Genomic DNA, 16,879 nt, shown 5'->3' with positions numbered 1-16,879 from the left:
TCGGGTCGCCCCGCCACCCTGCCTCCTGGTAGGCATGGCCCATGACTACTGAGCTTCGCGTACTGCGTCCGTCCGAATGGAACCGATGGTTCGAGTGCCTGGAGCTGGCGTTCGGCGGGGAGGCGGAGGCTCCCGAGGAGCGCGAGCTGTTCGAGCAGCTGACGGAGCACGAGCGGTCGCTCGGCATCTGGGACGGTGACGACGTGGTCGGCACGGCGGGGGCGTTCAGCTTCCGGGTGGCGGTGCCGGGCGGGGCGCTGGTGCCCGCCGCCGCGATCACGATGGTGAGCGTCGCCGCCACGCACCGCCGTCGCGGGCTGCTGACCTCGATGATGCGTCGGCAGCTGGACGACATCCGCGCGCTGGGCGAGCCGATCGCCGTACTGACGGCCTCGGAGCCGGTGATCTACGGCCGGTTCGGCTACGGCGCCGCCTCGCGGCAGATGTCGCTGACGATCGAGAAGGACCGGATCCGGCTGGACGTGCCGCCGGGCACGGACGAGGTGCGGCTGCGCCACGCGAAGCCGGACGAGGCGATGGCGGCGTGCGAGAGCGTGTACGAGCAACTGGTCTCCGGCCGTCCCGGCGTCCCGGTCCACGCGCCCGGCTGGGAGCGCAAGCCCATGGTCGACCCGGTCTCCAACCGGCAGGGCTCCTCGGCGCAGCAGTGCGTGCTGGCGGAGCGGGACGGGGAGATCGTCGGCAATGTGACGTTCCACATGAAGCCGGAGTGGGAGCCGGCCGGCCCCAAGGGCACCGTCGTGGTCAACGACCTGGCCGCCCTGGACCCGGCGGCGTACGCGGCGCTGTGGCGGTTCGTCTTCGACATCGACCTGATGACGACGATCGTGGCCCGGAACCGGCCGGTCGACGACGCGGTGCTGCACCTGGTGTCGGACGTGCGGCGGTGCAACATCCGGATCCGCGATTCGCTCCATGTCCGTCTGGTGGAGCTGGGGGCGGCGCTGGAGGCACGGACGTACCGCGGGCCGCTGGACGTGGTGTTCGAGGTGGAGGACGCGTTCTGCCCCTGGAACGAGGGGCGTTGGCGGCTCACGGCCGACGCGAAGGGCGTCGCGACATGCCGGCGCACCGATGACCCGGCCGATCTGGCGCTCTCGGTACGGGAGTTGGGCTCGGCGTATCTGGGCGGCGAGTCGCTGAGCTCGCTGGGTCTGGCCGGGCGGGTGCGGGAGCTGCGGGCGGGCGCGCTGGCGGAGGCGTCGTCGGCGTTCCTGTCGGACACGGCGCCGTGGCTGCCCCGGGGGTTCTAGGAAATTCCTGAGGGCTGTCCTCAGGCCTTCTGGCATCCCGGGCACCAGAAGAGATTGCGGGCGGCGAGATCGGCGGTGCGGATCTCGCCGCCGCAGATGTGGCAGGCCTGGCGGGCCCGGCGGTACACGTACACCTCGCCGCCGTGGTCGTCGACGCGCGGCGGGCGCCCCATCGCCTCCGGCAGGTGCTCGGGGCGGACGGTGTCGATCCGGTTGTTCCGCACGCCCTCGCGCATCAGCACCACCAGGTCCGCCCAGACGGCGTCCCACTCCGCGCGCGTGAGGTCCCTGCCGAGGCGGTACGGGTCGATCCCGTGCCGGAACAGCACCTCCGCGCGGTAGACGTTGCCGACCCCCGCGATGACCTTCTGGTCCATCAGGAGGGCCGCGACGGTGATCCGGCTGCGCGAGATCCGCAGCCAGGCCCGCTCGCCGTCCTCGTCGGTCCGCAGCGGGTCCGGTCCGAGCCGGTCGTGTATCGCGCGCTTCTCCGGATCGGTGATCAGCGCGCAGGCCGTCGGGCCGCGCAGATCCGCGTGGTGCTCGTCGTTGAGCAGGCGCAGCCGGACCGTGTCGGCGGGCGGCGGGGCCGGGACCGTACCGAATCCGAGCTTGCCGAACAGGCCCAGGTGGATATGGACCCAGCCGGCGCCCTCGAAGCCGAGGAAGAGGTGCTTGCCGTGGGCGTCGACCCCGGTGAGGGGTCGGCCGTCGAGCAGCGCGGCGCCTGCGGAGAACCTGCCCTGCGGGCTGCTCACCCGCACCGGCCGCCCGGCGAACCTGTCCCGGTGGTCCGCCGCGAGGCGGTGGATGGTGTGTCCCTCGGGCACGGCGACGGCTCTCCTCGGGGGGATACGGGGGCGGACACGGCTGTGCCGCCGGGAGCACCGGCGGCACAGGGAGGGGCGGTCAGCCCTGCTGCGGGTGGTGGGCCGGGATCGGGGGGAGCTCGCCGGTCGTCTCGTACGCCGTCAGCATCTCGATGCGGCGGGTGTGGCGCTCCTCGTCGGAGTACGGGGTGGCGAGGAAGATCTCGACGAACCTGGTGGACTCCTCCACCGAGTGCATCCGGCCTCCGATGGCGACCACGTTGGCGTTGTTGTGCTCGCGGCCCAGGGCGGCGGTCTGCTCGCTCCAGGCCAGTGCGGCGCGGACGCCCTTGACCTTGTTGGCGGCGATCTGCTCACCGTTGCCGGAGCCGCCGATCACGATGCCGAGGCTGTCCGGGTCCGCGGCCGTCCGCTCGGCGGCACGCAGGCAGAACGGCGGGTAGTCGTCCTGGGCGTCGTAGATGTGGGGGCCGCAGTCGACGGCCTCGTGGCCCTGGGCCGTGAGCCACTCGACGAGGTGGTTCTTGAGTTCATAGCCGGCATGGTCCGAGCCGAGGTACACGCGCATGTTGACGAGTGTGGCACGTGCGACGCGGGGTAGCCGCCATCGGGGTCGGAACGCCATGGCCGGCCGGCCCGGTGCACGCGGCGGACCTCGTGCGATCGCGATGCGCGGGTCCGGTGTGAGCGAGGCCACTTGGGCAACGATCCGGCAAATGATTCGGAAGAAAGGGTTCCGTTTTTGCGGTTCGCCGGGCTTCAATGCATCACCGCTGTCGCACCCCACTGCGGCGGCCGGGCACGTATCGCGTGACCCGAGAACGTAAGGATTCGCTCCATGACGTCGCAGACGACCACGGCCGGTCCGGGCCACCAGCCTCGCAAGCCGGACCAGTCGAACGGGCCGGACACCCCGGACACCCCCCACTCCTCGGACGGACTCCAGGCGGGACTCAAGAACCGCCATCTCTCGATGATCGCCATCGGCGGTGTGATCGGCGCGGGCCTCTTCGTGGGCTCCGGCGCGGGCATCGCCGCCGCGGGACCGGCCATCCTGCTGTCGTACGCCCTGGTCGGCCTGATGGTCGTCTTCGTGATGCGGATGCTCGGCGAGATGTCCGCGGCCCGCCCCAGCTCGGGTTCCTTCTCCGCCTACGCCGACCAGGCGCTGGGCCGCTGGGCCGGTTTCTCGATCGGCTGGCTCTACTGGTTCTTCTGGGTCGTGGTGCTCGCCGTCGAGGCCACGGCGGGTGCCAAGATCCTGGAGGGCTGGGTGCCGGGTGTCCCGCAGTGGGCGTGGGCGCTGATCGTGATGGTGGTGCTGACCGCGACGAACCTGGTCTCGGTCGGGTCCTACGGCGAGTTCGAGTTCTGGTTCGCCGGGATCAAGGTCGTGGCGATCGGCGCCTTCGTGGTCGTCGGGCTGCTCGCCGTCTTCGGGCTGCTGCCGGGCTCGGACAACCCCGGTGCGGGTCTTGCGCATCTCACCGACACCGGCGGGTTCTTCCCCAACGGGCCGGGCGCGATCCTCACCGGTGTGCTGATGGTCGTCTTCTCCTTCATGGGCAGCGAGATCGTCACCCTCGCCGCCGGTGAGTCCGAGAACCCGCAACGCGCCGTCCAGAAGGCCACCAACAGCGTGATCTGGCGGATCGCCGTCTTCTACCTGGGCTCGATCTTCGTCGTGCTCACCCTGCTGCCGTGGAACGACCCGTCGATCGTGAAGGACGGCAGCTATGTCGCCGCCCTCAACTCCATCGGCATTCCGCACGCCGGACAGGTGATGAACGTCATCGTCCTCACCGCTGTGCTCTCGTGTCTGAACTCCGGCCTCTACACCGCCTCGCGGATGGCCTTCTCGCTCGGCGGCCGCGGGGACGCGCCGAAGGCGTTCGCCCGGACGAACAAGCGGGGCGTGCCGCAGGCCGCGATCCTGTCCTCGGTCGTCTTCGGCTTCGTCGCGGTGTTCTTCAACTACCAGTGGCCCGACACCGTCTTCCAGTTCCTGCTGAACTCCTCCGGCGCGGTCGCCCTGTTCGTCTGGCTGGTCATCTGCTTCACCCAGCTGCGGATGCGCGGCATGATCCTGCGCGAGTCGCCGGAGAAGCTGGTCGTACGGATGTGGCTCTTCCCGTATCTGACCTGGGCGACCATCGCGATGATCTCGTTCGTCCTGGTCTACATGCTGACCGACGACGGCGGACGTGAGCAGGTGCTGCTCTCGCTGCTGGTCGCGGCGCTGGTGGTGGGCATCTCGCTGGTCCGCGAGGTCAGGAACCGCAAGGACCGCACGGCCGCGGAAACCCCCGCCCATACCTGACGGCCGCTGTCAGGTTTACCGGAAAGGCTCTCCCCCGCAACCCACATAGCGAGCGATCGGAGAGCCTTTCCCATGACCACCGGGTCGGTACGTGGTCTCGGTGCGGGTCGCGTACACCGGCAGCGCGGTCGAGGGCGGGCAACCGGTCGCGCCGCTGCGGGCGATCGGGCCCGCGCTCGCGGTGCCGTACCGCGAGGCCGGGTTCCTGGTGCGGCTGCTCTCACCGCTCGACGGTACGGACGTGGCGTCGGTACGGGCCCTGTACGCGGAGGTGGCCGAGGTGCTCGCACCGGTCACCCCGGGCCGGTCGCTGAACTTCTCCTTCGGCGGCGGGGACCGGACCGAGGGCTTCCACGACGCGCGGACACAGCAGAGGCTCGCCGGTCTGGTGTCGCGTCACGACCCGGCGAGCCTCTTCGGGGAAGTTACGGCATCAGCCCCGGCGGCCGATGAGCTTCCAGGCCGCGGGCAGCGCGCCCATGGCCAGCGCCGCCTTCAGCGCGTCGCCGAGCAGGAAGGGCACCAGGCCGGCCGCGATCGCGGCGCTCGCCGACATGCCGGTGGCCAGCGCCAGGTACGGGACGCCGACCGCGTAGATGATCGCGGAGCCCAGCACCATCGTGCCTGCCGTGCGCAGCACGGAGCGGTCGCCGCCGCGGCGGGCGAGGGCGCCGACCACGGAGGCGGCGAGCAGCATGCCGAGAACGTAGCCGAAGGAGGGGAAGCCCATTCCGGAGGTGCCCTCGGAGAACCACGGCATGCCCGCCATGCCCGCCAGGGCGTACACCGCGAGGGAGAGGAAGCCGCGGCGGGCACCGAGCGCGGTGCCGACGAGGAGCGCGGCGAAGGTCTGGCCGGTGACCGGGACCGGGGAGCCGGGGACCGGCACGGCGATCTGGGCGGCGATGCCGGTGAGCGCGGCGCCACCGAGGACCAGGGCCGTGTCGACGGCGTAACGGTGCCTGGCGGCGGGCAGCAGGTCGGCGAGGACCGCTCCGGTGCGGGCAGGGGCGGCGGCAGCAGTGCTCATCGGGACTCCGCGGGGTGAGGGCAGGTGGGGACAGACTGTGCCCGACGTTAGCCCACGGGTTAACGACCGATCACCATCAGTGGCCCACAAAGCGTTGACCGAGGCCTTGGTGGGGTTCGCACAAAGGTCCTTGCGCAATCATGCGGCGGCGTGATGCTTGTCACTGAGGTGGAGGCGGATCGGTTCGGATCCGGCGGGAAGCCGCTCCCGCGAGGGACTGTAGGTTCCCGCCAATTCCAGGCCGCCTCCGGCCCGGGTCGACCGGCCGCCGACCGGACGCCGGTCCGGCTGCGAGCAGGACGGTCCGCCTCCCTGTGTCCGGGTGTGCACCTTGTGTGAGCATCGTGCCCGTATAGCGGACAGTGGTTCCCCGTCGGCGGCGTGCATGCCCAGACTGTGCGCGAACGTCCCCCCATGTCTCATGTCTCCCCTACCGAACAGAGCTTGTCCATGTCTCGGAATTCCGCGTCTCCCCCCACCGGATCCCCGGCCGCCGTCTCCGACGCCGGGGCCGATTCCGCTCTCACCCACGGGCTCAAGCAGCGCCATCTGTCGATGATCGCCCTCGGCGGTGTCATCGGCGCCGGACTCTTCGTCGGCTCGGGCGCGGGCATCGCCGCCGCGGGGCCGTCGATCATCGTCGCGTACGCCGTCTCCGGGCTGCTCGTCATGCTCGTGATGCGCATGCTCGGCGAGATGTCGGCCGCGAACCCGGCCTCCGGTTCCTTCTCCGTGCACGCGGAGCGGGCGATCGGGCCGTGGGCGGGCTTCACCGTGGGCTGGGGGTTCTGGGTACTGCTCTGTGTCGCCGTCGGCCTGGAGGGCATCGGTGCCGCGAAGATCGTCACCGGCTGGCTGCCCGGCACCCCGGAGTGGGCCTGGGTGGCGCTGTTCATGGTGGTGTTCCTGGGCACCAACCTGGCCTCGGTGAAGAAGTTCGGCGAGTTCGAGTTCTGGTTCGCCACCCTCAAGGTCGTGGCGATCACGCTCTTCCTGGCCCTGGGCGTGCTGGCGATCCTGGGGGTGCTGCCCGGCACGGAAGCGCCCGGCACCGCCAACCTCAGCGGTGCGGGCGGCTTCCTGCCGAACGGCACCGAGGGCCTGGTGATCGGGCTGCTCGCCTCCGTCTTCGCGTACGGCGGCCTGGAGACCGTCACCATCGCCGCGGCCGAGTCCGAGGACCCCGTGGGCGGTGTCGCCAAGGCCGTGCGGACGGCGATGTGGCGGATCGCGCTGTTCTACGTCGGCTCGATGGCGGTCGTCGTCACTCTCGTCCCGTGGGACGACCCGAAGGTCGTGGAGGTCGGCCCGTTCTACGCGGCCCTGGACCACCTCGGGATCAGCGGCGCGGCCGAGATCATGAACGTGGTCATCCTGGTCGCCCTGCTCTCCGCGATGAACGCCAACATCTACGGCGCCTCGCGCATGGCCTGCTCGCTGGTCGCCCGCGGCCAGGGCCCGAAGCGGCTCGGCAAGGTCTCCTCGGGCGTCCCTCGCACCGCGGTCCTGATCTCGTCCGTCTTCGGCTTCCTGTGCGTGCTGCTCAGCTACTGGCGTCCCGACGATGTCTTCCCGTGGCTGCTCAACATGATCGGCGCGGTGATCCTGGTCGTCTGGATCTTCATCGCCGTCTCCCAGCTGATCCTGCGCGACCGGATGGAGCGCGAGGCCCCGGAGAGACTGGTCGTACGGATGTGGCTCTTCCCGGTCCTGACGGTGGTGGCGCTCCTGGCGATGGCCGGCATCTTCTTCCTGATGCTGCGCCAGCCGGACACTCGCGACCAGCTGGTGGCCTCCGGCGCCCTGACCCTCGTACTGGGCGTCATCGGTCTCGTACGGCAGCGGCGGGCGGCGGCCGTCAACGCATGACGCCCGACGTGCCCTGCGCACCGGGGGCATCCGGTGCGCAGGGCACGTTGAGGGAGAGCAGCGCGCCGCACTGCTCCCCGATCCGCACCTCGCTCACCGCCGCGTTCCGCAGCTGCGGGAAGACCCGGCGGTAGGCGCCCAGCGGGATCGACAGCAGTTCGCACAGCACCAGCCGCAGCAGGGTGTTGTGCGCGACGACGAGCACCCGCTGCCCCGGGTGCCCGCCCGCGATCCGGCGCAGCGCCGCCGTCCCCCTGGCCGCCGCGACCCGGGGGTCCTCGGCCCCGGGAAAGGGATGGGCCACCGGGTCGGCGCGGTACTCCCGGGCCCACTCCGGCTGCTCGGCCGCGAACTCCGCCAGGGTGCGCCCCTCCACCTCGCCGAAGTCGCATTCGCGCAGCTCGTGTTCGCGCCGGGGGGTGAGCCCCAGCGCCTCGCACGCGGGCCGCGCGGTCTCGATCGCGCGGCTGACGGTGGAGGTCCAGACCGCGTCGACCCGGTTGAGGGCGGCCCACTCGCCCAGCTGCCGGGCCTGGCGGCGGCCCTCGTCGGTGAGGGCGATGTCGCTGACCCCGGCATAGCGGTTCTCCGCGTGCCAGACGGTCTGGCCGTGGCGGGCGAGCAGCAGGGTGGCCGGGCTCGTGGTCATGGCTCCTCCGTCGGGGTTCGGGTGGTCGAGGGTGGTCACGGCTGCTCCGTCCGGGTGCGGGCGTGCGCGGCGACCGGGCCGGGGAGCCAGCCGCGGCGCTCCAGTTCGTCCACCAGCGCGAGGTACGGCTCGGTGTACCACGCCGTACGCGCCGGGTGCGGGCGCAGCACGTGCCGCAGCCGCACCATCCGGCCCGCGGCCCGTTGCAGGCTCCGCTCCTCCCCCGCCCCGTACGCGGCGAGGACGGCCATGCCGAGGGCGGGTTCGCTGTACTGCGGGATGTACACGGGCCGGCCCAGGATGTCGGCGCGCAGCCGGCTCCAGTATCCGCTGCGGACCGCGCCGCCGGTGAAGGTGAGCCGGCCGTACGACTGGGCACCGAGCAGGTCGAGGTAGTCGAGGCAGAGCCGTTCGACCAGGCCCACGCCGGTGAGCAGGGCCAGCCAGTGCTCCGCGTCGGAGGCGGGCTCGCCGAGCAGGAAGCCGGTGGCCTCCGGCGCCACGAACGGGAAGCGCTCCCCCGTCGCCACCAGGGGGTACGCCACCACCCGCGCCGGTTCCCGGTCACGGGCCAGCGCGTCCAGCCGGGCCGGGTCCGCGTCGCGGAAGGCTGCGGTCAGCGCCCCGCCGCCGGCGCCCGAGGCCCCGCCCGGCAGCCAGCTCCCGTCGGGTGCGCGGTGGTTGTAGACGACCCCGGCCGGGTCCTCGACCGGTGACGAGGTGACCCCCTTGAGGACCAGGGTCGTGCCGAGCACCGAGTTCCAGGAGCCGACGGTGAGCGAACCGGAGGCGAGCTGCGCCGCGCACCCGTCCGTCATCCCGGCCACGACGGGCGTGCCCGCCGGGATCCCGGTCTCCTCGGCCGCCGCCCGCCCCACCTCGCCGATCCGCGTCCCCGGCCGCACCACGTCCGGGAACAGCCCGTCGGGCAGGCCCAGCTTCCCGAACCTCCGTCGCGGCCACTCGTCCCGCTCCAGGTCGTAGCCGGTCTTCAGGGCGTGGCTGGAATCGGTGGGCAGCGGCGTCCCGGCGAGCCGCGCCAGCACCAGATCGGCCTGGTGCATCACCCGTACGGCACCGCCCGCCCCTCCCCCGTACTCCCGCAGCAGCCACATCACCTTGGGCAGGGCCCAGCTCGGCGGGGCCCCGGCCCTGGCCGCCTCCGCGACGGCCCGCCCGTCGTCGTACATCACCCCCGGGGTCAGCGGCCGGCCCTCCCGGTCGCCGAGCAGCACGGTGCCCGAGGTGGCGCAGACGGCGAGCGCCCGCGGGGCGGGGCAGTCGCGCAGCGCCTGCCGGGCCGCCGCGCACACCGCCGTCCACCAGTCGAGGGGCCGCTGTTCGTGCCGTACGCCGTCCCGTCTGCCCGTGAGCGGGGCCGAGCCGCTGCCGAGGATCTCACCGCTGTCGCCTGCCACCACCGCCCGGACGCTCTGCGTGCCGAGATCGATGCCCATCCACATATCGGTCCCCTCTGTGAAGTTCTCACTCTGCACCGAGAATTTCCGTTGCGCGAGGGATTGACGGCCAACTTCTGTTGTTCCAAGCTCTGTTAACCAGTCGATTCGACGTGTGAACGGGCCCCCACCCATCTCCGACCGGACCGTGGAGGTCACGGATGGACATGCACGCGCACGACCGGCGACGGTTCCTCGCCATCGGCGCGGCCACGGCCGCGTCCGCCACCCCGCTGCTCACCGCCTGCGGTGCGGGCTTCGGCGGCGGCAGGGCCGCAGGTGACGGCTCCGCGGCCGACGACGTCACCGGCCCCTTCGACTGGAAGCGGGCCAAGGGCAGGACGGTCAAGGCGCTGCTCAACAAGCACCCGTACACCGACGCGCTGATCGCCGACCTGAAGGCGTTCACCGAGAAGACCGGGATCAGGGTCGAGTACGACGTCTTCCCCGAGGACAACTACTTCGACAAGCTCACCGTCGACCTCTCCAGCGGACGCGCCTCCTACGACGTGTTCATGCTCGGCGCGTACATGGTGTGGCAGTACGGACCGCCGGGCTGGCTGGAGGACCTCGGCCCGTGGATGCGCAATTCCTCGGCCACCGGGGCCGAATGGGACCAGGAGGACTTCTTCCCCGGTCTCCTCTCGGCCGACCAGTGGTCGCTGGAGGCCGGCGCGCCGCTCGGGCGGGGCGGGCAGTACGCGCTGCCGTGGGGCTGGGAGACCAATGTCGTCGCGTACAACACCGAGGTGTTCGGGAAGCTCGGCCTGAAGCCCGCCGAGACCTTCGACGAGCTGCGCGAGATCGCCGGTGCGATCACCCGCCGGGCGCCGGGGGCGGGCTTCGACGGGATGTACGGGGTCGCGGTGCGCGGCTCGCGCAGCTGGGCGACGATCCACCCCGGCTTCATGACGATGTACGCCCGCAACGGCCTGAAGGACTTCACCGTCGAGGGCGGGAAGGTGAAGCCCGCGATGAACTCCCCGGAGGCGGTCGCGTTCACCCGGGACTGGGCGGAGATGGTCCAGAAGGGCGGGCCGCCGTCCTGGACCTCGTACACCTGGTACCAGTGCTCCAGCGACCTCGGGGCGAAGAAGGCGGGGATGCTCTTCGACGCGGACACCGCCGCCTACTTCCAGGCGGTGAAGGGGGCCTCCCCCGCCTCCGGGAAGATCGCCTTCCACCCCGGGCCGAAGGGCCCCGGCGGCTCGCTCGCCACGAACATGTGGATCTGGTCGCTCGGCATGAACGCCAGGAGCCGCAACAAGTCCGCCGCCTGGCTGTTCCTCCAGTGGGCGACCGGCAAGGAGCATCTGCGCAAGGGCGCGATCGAGCACAACCACATCGACCCGGTACGGAAGTCGGTCGGCCAGGAGGCGGCGTACAAGGACAAGATGGGGGCCATCCCCGGTTTCATCGAGACCTTCGAGACGGTCGTCGACCAGACGAGGATCCAGTTCACCCCGCAGGAGCAGTTCTTCGACGCGACGACCTCCTGGGCCGCCGCGCTCCAGGAGATCTACGGCGGGAAGAACGCCTCGTCGGTACTGAACGGCCTGGCGGGCGATCTGGCGTCGAAGGTCGGCTGACCGGTGCCGGGACGCACGGCCTCCGTGCCGACGGCCGGTCACGGGGCGGGCGCCGGGAAACGGGCGGTGCCCGCGTGGCGCCGCTCGCTGCGGCCGTATCTGCTGATCGTGCCCGCCCTGCTGCTGACCGGCGGCATCCTCTATCCGTTCGGCCTCGGCCTCTACTACACCCTGTTCGACTTCGCGGCGAGCAAGCCGCAGCCGGACCTGGTGGGCGTCGGGAACTACCGGCGGATCCTCACCCAGCCGGCGTTCTGGGACTCGGCACGGGTGACGGTGGCGTACGCGGTCGGCGCGGCGGCGGTCGAGACGGTGCTCGGGGTGGCCGTGGCGCTGCTGCTGCACCGGTCCAGCCCGGTCGGGCGGGTGCTGGAGAAGATCCTGATCCTGCCGCTGATGATCGCGCCGGTGATCGCCGCGATCATGTGGAAGCTGATGCTCCAGCCCTCGGTCGGGGTGGTCAACCATCTCCTGGAGCCGTTCGGCCTCGGCGGTGTGCAGTGGACGGACACCCCGACGGGCGCGCTGCTCTCGTCGATCGCGGTGGACGTGTGGGTCTACACCCCGTTCGTCGCGATCCTCGCGCTGGCCGGTCTGCGCTCGCTGCCCGCCTCGCCGTTCGAGGCGGCGGCGGTCGACGGGGCGGGCTGGTGGTTCACCTTCCGGCGCCTGACCCTGCCGATGCTCTGGCCGTACGTCCTGGTCGCCGTGATCTTCCGGTTCATGGACTCGCTGAAGGTCTTCGACATCATCTACGCGCTGACCGAGGGCGGCCCCGGCGACTCGACGATGGTGCTCCAGATCCGGGCCTATCTGGAGGCGATCCGCTTCCAGCGCTACTCCTTCGGGATCAGCTACATGATCGTGCTGTGGGCCGTGGTCTATCTGGTCACGATGGTGCTGGTGCGCTATCTGGGCCGGATCCAGAACCGGGCCGCGGAGGTGGAGCGATGAGGCGCAGACTGCTCTGTGCAGCCGCCGACCTGGCGCTGATCGCCTACTTCGTCTTCGCGCTGTTCCCGGTCGCCTGGATGGTGGTCCTGTCGCTGAAGCCGACGAACGAGCTGTTCAGCACGTACTTCTCGTTCACCCCGACCCTCGACTCGTACCGCACGGTGCTGGGCGCCGGGGACGACCAGGGCGTGCCGTTCCTCCGGTTCTTCGTGAACAGCCTCGTCGTCTCGCTGGGCGCCGTCGCGCTGTCGCTGGTGATCGGGCTGCCCGCCGCGTACGCCGCCGCACGGTGGCGGTTCCGCGGCTCGGAGAACCTGATGTTCACCCTGCTCTCGTTCCGCTTCGCGCCCGAACTCACCGTGATCATCCCGCTGTTCGTGCTCTACCAGCAGCTCGGGCTCTTCGACAGCTACGTCGGCATGGTGTGGGTGCTGCAACTGGTGACACTCCCGCTGATCGTCTGGATCATGCGGTCGTACTTCTCCGATCTCTCCCCCGAGCTGGAGCAGGCGGCGCTGCTGGACGGCTACACCCGCAAGCAGGCCTTCTTCAGGGTCGCGCTGCCGCTGGTGAAGCCGGGGATCGCGGCCGTCTCGCTGCTGGCGTTCATCTTCGCGTGGAACAACTTCGTCTTCCCGCTGATCCTCACCTCGTCGAACGCGCAGACGGTGACGGTCGGCGCGCTGTCCTTCCTCGGCGGAGACCGGCCCAAGTACAACCTGACGGCCGCGGCGGCCCTGGTCTCGGTGGTCCCGCCGCTGCTGCTGGCGCTCACCATCCAGCGGTATCTGGTGCGCGGTCTGTCGTTCGGGGCGGTGAAGTCATGACCGGCCCTGCGGCGATCACGCTGCGCGGGGTCGGCAAGCGGTACGGGAAGAACACCGCGCTCGACGGCCTGGACCTGGAGGTGGCCGAGGGCGAGTTCTTCTGTCTGCTCGGCCCGTCCGGCGCCGGGAAGACGACCACGCTCAAGACGATCGCGGGCCTGGAGCAGCCGCAGGCCGGGACGGTCGAGCTGGGCGGGGCGGACATGGCGGGCGTGGAGCCCTACGACCGGGGCGTGGCCATGTGCTTCGAGTCGTACGCGCTCTACCCGCACCGCACCGCGTACGACAACCTCGCTTCCCCGCTCCGCTCACCGCGCCACCGCCTCCCCGCACACGAGGCGCGCGAGCGGATCGGGGAGATCGCCGAACTCCTCGGCATCGGCGCCCTGTTGGACCGCCAGGTGGGCCGGCTCTCCAACGGCCAGCGGCAGCGGGTGGCGCTCGGCCGGGTGCTGGTGCGGCCGGCCAGGGCGTTCCTGCTCGACGAGCCGCTCTCGCACCTGGACGCGAAGCTGCGGCAGGCGATGCGCGCGGAGCTGCGCGCGATCGGCGCGGTGCGGCGCACCACCACGCTGTACGTCACGCACGACTCGGTGGAGGCGCTGGCGCTCGGCGACCGGATCGGGGTGATCAGGGACGGCCGCATGGTGCAGACCGGGACCCGCGAGGAGCTGTGGCACCGCCCCTGCGACACCTTCGTCGCCCGGTCCTTCGGCCGGCCGCGGATCAATCTGCTGCCCGGCACGGTGACGCCCGAGGGGCACTTCCGGTCGTCCGACGGGGCGTACGAGCTGCCGCTGGCGGTGCCCGCACCGCCCGGCACCGCCGTCCAACTGGGCGTACGGCCACGGGACATCGGGCTGGGCGCGCCTGCGGGGACCGGCGGGGGCCCGGCCCTGGAGCTGACCGGCGCCGTCCATGTCACCGAGCTGCTGGGCCGGGCCACCGAGGTCACCGTCCGGATCGGCGGGCAGCGGCTGTCCCTCGTCGTGCCGCGCGCCGAGGCGGCCGGCCTGAGCCCCGACCGCCCGGTCCGGCTCTCCGTGGCGCCTGAGAGTCTGCTGCTGTTCGAGGCCGACCGGCCGGCACGTCCAGGACGAAGGATCAGCACGTGAGCAACGTTCCGCAGCGGGGTCCCGCCCCGCGTCAGGCATCCATAGCCGAGTACGTCCTCGCCCAGGGCGAGGTGAGCGCCGCCGAGCTGGCGGAGCGCTTCGACGTCAGCCTGATGACCATCCACCGCGATCTGGACGAGCTGGAACGGCAGGGCATCGTGCGCAAGTTCCGCGGCGGCGTCACCGCCCAGCCGTCCGGTGTCTTCGAGTCGAACGTCTCCTACCGGCTGAAGACGATGCGGGCCGAGAAGGCCGCCGTCGCCGAACGGGCCCTGAAACTCATAGAACCCGGCATGGCGGTGATGCTCGACGACTCGACGTCCACGCTGGAGATAGCACGCAGGCTGCGTTCCATCACCCCGCTGACCGTCGTCACCAACTTCCTGGAGGCGATCAATCTGCTGTCCCAGGAGCGCGGCATCCATCTGATGGGCCTCGGCGGGGACTTCGACCCGCTGCACTCCTCGTTCCTCGGTGTCTCGTGCGTGGAGGCGGTGCAGTCGCTCCAGGTCGACATCTGCTTCACCTCCACCTCCGCCGTCTCCGGCGGCTTCGCCTACCACCAGGAGCAGCACATCGTCTCCGTGAAGCGGGCGATGCTCGACTCGGCAAGCCGCAATGTGCTGCTGCTCGACCACTCGAAGCTCGGCCGGGTCGCCCTGCACCGGCTCGCCCCGCTGTCCCGCTTCGATCTGCTGCTGGTCGACGACGGGGCGTCCCCGCAGGCACTGCGCGAGCTGGACGAGCACAAGGTTCCCTACGAGGTCTGCGCCACCGGACGGGACTGCGGAGCGGGGGACCGCGATGACGGGTGAGCACGAGGTGGCGGTGACGGATGACTGAACTGGCCCTGCGCGCCCTGCGCAAGACCTACACCGGGCGGGGCCGGGCCGCCGTCGAGGCCGTCCGGTCCATCGACGTCGAGCTGAGCTCCGGCGAGCTGCTGGGGCTGCTCGGCCCGTCCGGCTGCGGCAAGTCCACGACCCTGCGGATGATCGCGGGCCTGGAGACCGTCACCGGGGGCGACATCCTCATCGGCGGCTCGTCGGTGGTCGCCCTCCCGGCCCGGCAGCGCAACATCGGGGTGGCCTTCGAGAACTACGCGCTCTACCCGCCGCTGACCGTCGCGGAGAACCTCGGCTTCGGGCTTGCCGCCCGGGGCGGCTGCGGGCGGGCCGAGATCCGCCGCCGGGTCGCCGAAATGGCCGAACGCATCGGGATCACCGGCCTCCTGGACGCCCGCCCGGCCGGGCTCTCCAGCGGGCAGAAGCAGCGGGTCGCGCTGGCCCGCGCGCTGATCCGGGTCCCCGACGTCCTCCTTCTGGACGAACCGCTCTCCCATCTCGACGCCGCCCAGCGGGACACCACCCGCCGGGAGTTGAAGCGCATCCAGCGCGACAGCGGCCACACCGCCATCCTTGTCACGCACGACCAGGAGGAGGCGCTGTCGCTCGCCGACCGGATCGCGGTGATGCGGGACGGCGAGATCCAGCAGCTCGGCGCACCCGAGGAGATCTACGACTCCCCGGCGAACCTGTTCGTCGCCGACTTCGTCGGGGAGCCGGCCATCAATCTGCTGCCGGGCACGGCCGACGGACCGGGCGGGGTGCGCCTCTCGGACTCCGTGCGCGTCCCCGTACCGCACCGGATCCCGGCGGGACGCGCGGTGGTGCTCGGCATCCGCCCGGAGGACCTCTGCCTGGACGACACTGGTGCACGGGCCCGGGTCACCGCCCACGAACCCCTGCTGGAATCCGGCATCGCCACGCTGTCGCTCGACGGGGTGGCGAAGCCACTGGTCGTCGTGACCGGTCCGGAGGTACGGCTCGACCGGGGCGACACCGTACGCATCACCGCCGATCCACAGCACATCCATGTCTTCGACGCCCAGACAGGAGACGCTCTGCGATGAACCGCCCCGAGACGGTCCGCCCCGCGACGAGGATTCTGCTCGCCGGTGACCACTTCGTCCGCAACTCCCTGCTCTCCGATGCCCTGCACCGGGCGCTCGGCCCGCTCGGCACTCAGCCGCAGCTCGGCGAGATCGCCCTGCCCTGGCCGCTGGAGCCCTTCGGCAAGGTGGCCGAGGTCGACGAGGCGAGCGATGTCGAGGACGCGCTGATCGCCGCCCTGGACGGGGTGGAGGTGTGCGTGACGCAGATGGGCCCGTTCACCGAGCGGGTGCTGGCCGCCGCGCCCGACCTGCGGCTGATCGTGGTCTGCCGGGGCGGCCCGGTCAATGTGAACGCGGCCGCGGCACGCGCCCGGGGCGTGCGCGTGTGTTTCGCGCCGGGACGCAACGCGGCGGCGACCGCCGAGTTCACCGTCGGGCTGATCCTCTGTGCCCTGCGCCGCATCCCCGACGCGCACCACTCCCTCGCCGCCGACGGCCGCTGGGACGCCTCCCACTACACGTACGAGAACTGCGGCCTGGAGCTGGAGGACACCCCGGTCGGGCTGATCGGCTACGGAGCGGTGGGCAGCCGGGTGGCCCGGGTGCTTTCCGCGTTCGGTGCCGAGGTCGAGGTGTACGACCCGTATGTGCGCGGCGACGTCCACGGCATGCGGGCCGGCTCGCTGGAGGCGCTGCTGGCCCGCTCGCGCGTCCTCACCCTGCACGCCCGGCTCACCCCGGAGACCCGGCACCTCATCGGCGCCCGTGAGCTGGCGCTGCTGCCGCACGGTGCGGTGCTGGTGAACGCGGCCCGGGGCGGGCTGCTGGACACCGACGCGCTGTGCGACGCCCTGGACTCGGGGCAGTTGCGGGCGGCGGCGCTCGACACGTACGAGCAGGAGCCGCCCCCGCCCGCCTCGCGGCTCTTCCGTACCCCGCATCTGCTGATGACCCCGCATGTGGCGGGGGCCAGCCGGGCCGTCGCGGAGAAGGCGGCCCGGATCGCGGCGGCCGAAGTGGCGCGCTACGTACGGGGCGAGCCGCTCGCCCACGCGCTGTGAGGGGAGCCGT

Annotated in this window: 15 protein-coding genes and 1 pseudogene; 11 read left to right on the top strand and 5 right to left on the bottom strand. The window is 71.5% G+C overall.

What is annotated here, in order from left to right; all coding sequences use genetic code 11:
- The first annotated feature begins 41 nt into the window (after positions 1 to 41).
- Positions 42 to 1,274, top strand: coding sequence for a GNAT family N-acetyltransferase (locus IE107_RS05010; protein WP_189541466.1), 1,233 nt, complete (start codon positions 42 to 44; stop codon positions 1,272 to 1,274).
- 20 nt (positions 1,275 to 1,294) lie between these two features.
- Here IE107_RS05010 and IE107_RS05005 read toward each other — a convergent pair whose 3' ends face one another.
- Both IE107_RS05005 and IE107_RS05000 read right to left on the bottom strand, forming a co-directional pair.
- Entirely contained in the window at positions 1,295 to 2,104 is an 810-nt protein-coding gene (locus IE107_RS05005; RefSeq protein ID WP_189541464.1) for an Fpg/Nei family DNA glycosylase, read from the bottom strand.
- 79 nt (positions 2,105 to 2,183) lie between these two features.
- Positions 2,184 to 2,672: a ribose-5-phosphate isomerase gene (locus IE107_RS05000; protein ID WP_189541462.1), complete on the bottom strand. Its 489-nt coding sequence runs from the start codon at positions 2,670 to 2,672 to the stop codon at positions 2,184 to 2,186.
- Between the two features lie 270 nt (positions 2,673 to 2,942).
- On the opposite strand from IE107_RS05000, the gene IE107_RS04995 reads away from it, so the two are divergent.
- Positions 2,943 to 4,424 carry an amino acid permease gene (locus tag IE107_RS04995; RefSeq protein ID WP_189541460.1) on the top strand — a complete coding sequence of 494 codons (1,482 nt, stop codon included), beginning with the start codon at positions 2,943 to 2,945 and terminating at the stop codon, positions 4,422 to 4,424.
- Positions 4,425 to 4,506: 82 nt separating this feature from the next.
- A pseudogene (locus IE107_RS34725) lies at positions 4,507 to 4,845 on the top strand (hypothetical protein); the annotation flags it as partial.
- Between the two features lie 12 nt (positions 4,846 to 4,857).
- On the opposite strand, the gene IE107_RS04990 reads toward IE107_RS34725, so the two are convergent.
- Entirely contained in the window at positions 4,858 to 5,454 is a 597-nt protein-coding gene (locus tag IE107_RS04990; RefSeq protein ID WP_189541458.1) for a biotin transporter BioY, read from the bottom strand.
- Between the two features lie 450 nt (positions 5,455 to 5,904).
- Here IE107_RS04990 and IE107_RS04985 point away from each other — a divergent pair, with 450 nt between their 5' ends.
- A complete protein-coding gene (locus IE107_RS04985) occupies positions 5,905 to 7,323 on the top strand; it encodes an amino acid permease (protein ID WP_189541456.1) in 1,419 nt (472 codons plus the stop codon).
- Here the strand turns inward: IE107_RS04985 and IE107_RS04980 are convergent.
- A complete protein-coding gene (locus tag IE107_RS04980) occupies positions 7,313 to 7,972 on the bottom strand; it encodes a histidine phosphatase family protein (RefSeq protein ID WP_189542084.1) in 660 nt (219 codons plus the stop codon). The genes IE107_RS04985 and IE107_RS04980 overlap by 11 nt on opposite strands.
- A gap of 35 nt (positions 7,973 to 8,007) precedes the next feature.
- The gene (locus tag IE107_RS04975; protein WP_189541453.1) at positions 8,008 to 9,435 is read right to left on the bottom strand and encodes an FGGY-family carbohydrate kinase; all 1,428 of its coding nucleotides are present in this window, start codon (positions 9,433 to 9,435) and stop codon (positions 8,008 to 8,010) included.
- A gap of 155 nt (positions 9,436 to 9,590) precedes the next feature.
- On the opposite strand from IE107_RS04975, the gene IE107_RS04970 reads away from it, so the two are divergent.
- The 7 genes from IE107_RS04970 to IE107_RS04940 are packed head-to-tail and all read left to right on the top strand — an operon-like array spanning position 9,591 to position 16,869.
- A complete protein-coding gene (locus tag IE107_RS04970; RefSeq protein ID WP_189541451.1) occupies positions 9,591 to 11,018 on the top strand; it encodes an ABC transporter substrate-binding protein in 1,428 nt (475 codons plus the stop codon).
- A 3-nt stretch (positions 11,019 to 11,021) separates the two neighbouring features.
- Complete coding sequence (locus tag IE107_RS04965) at positions 11,022 to 11,972, top strand: carbohydrate ABC transporter permease (RefSeq protein WP_229866707.1); 951 nt, start codon at positions 11,022 to 11,024, stop codon at positions 11,970 to 11,972.
- Positions 11,969 to 12,799, top strand: a complete 831-nt coding sequence (locus IE107_RS04960) for a carbohydrate ABC transporter permease (RefSeq protein WP_189541449.1) — start codon at positions 11,969 to 11,971, stop codon at positions 12,797 to 12,799. Before IE107_RS04965 ends, IE107_RS04960 begins: the two co-directional genes overlap by 4 nt.
- The gene (locus IE107_RS04955) at positions 12,796 to 13,914 is read left to right on the top strand and encodes an ABC transporter ATP-binding protein (protein ID WP_189541447.1); all 1,119 of its coding nucleotides are present in this window, start codon (positions 12,796 to 12,798) and stop codon (positions 13,912 to 13,914) included. The genes IE107_RS04960 and IE107_RS04955 overlap by 4 nt, the downstream gene beginning before the upstream one ends.
- Complete coding sequence (locus IE107_RS04950) at positions 13,911 to 14,729, top strand: DeoR/GlpR family DNA-binding transcription regulator (RefSeq protein WP_229866706.1); 819 nt, start codon at positions 13,911 to 13,913, stop codon at positions 14,727 to 14,729. Before IE107_RS04955 ends, IE107_RS04950 begins: the two co-directional genes overlap by 4 nt.
- 20 nt (positions 14,730 to 14,749) lie before the next feature.
- A complete protein-coding gene (locus tag IE107_RS04945; RefSeq protein ID WP_189541444.1) occupies positions 14,750 to 15,826 on the top strand; it encodes an ABC transporter ATP-binding protein in 1,077 nt (358 codons plus the stop codon).
- Positions 15,823 to 16,869 carry an NAD(P)-dependent oxidoreductase gene (locus tag IE107_RS04940; protein ID WP_189541442.1) on the top strand — a complete coding sequence of 349 codons (1,047 nt, stop codon included), beginning with the start codon at positions 15,823 to 15,825 and terminating at the stop codon, positions 16,867 to 16,869. The genes IE107_RS04945 and IE107_RS04940 overlap by 4 nt, the downstream gene beginning before the upstream one ends.
- Positions 16,870 to 16,879: the final 10 nt, after the last annotated feature.

Origin of the sequence: Streptomyces gelaticus, assembly GCF_014649535.1 — a bacterium.
GTDB classification, from domain to species: domain Bacteria; phylum Actinomycetota; class Actinomycetes; order Streptomycetales; family Streptomycetaceae; genus Streptomyces; species Streptomyces gelaticus.
This window is presented reverse-complemented; position numbering and strand designations above follow the sequence as displayed.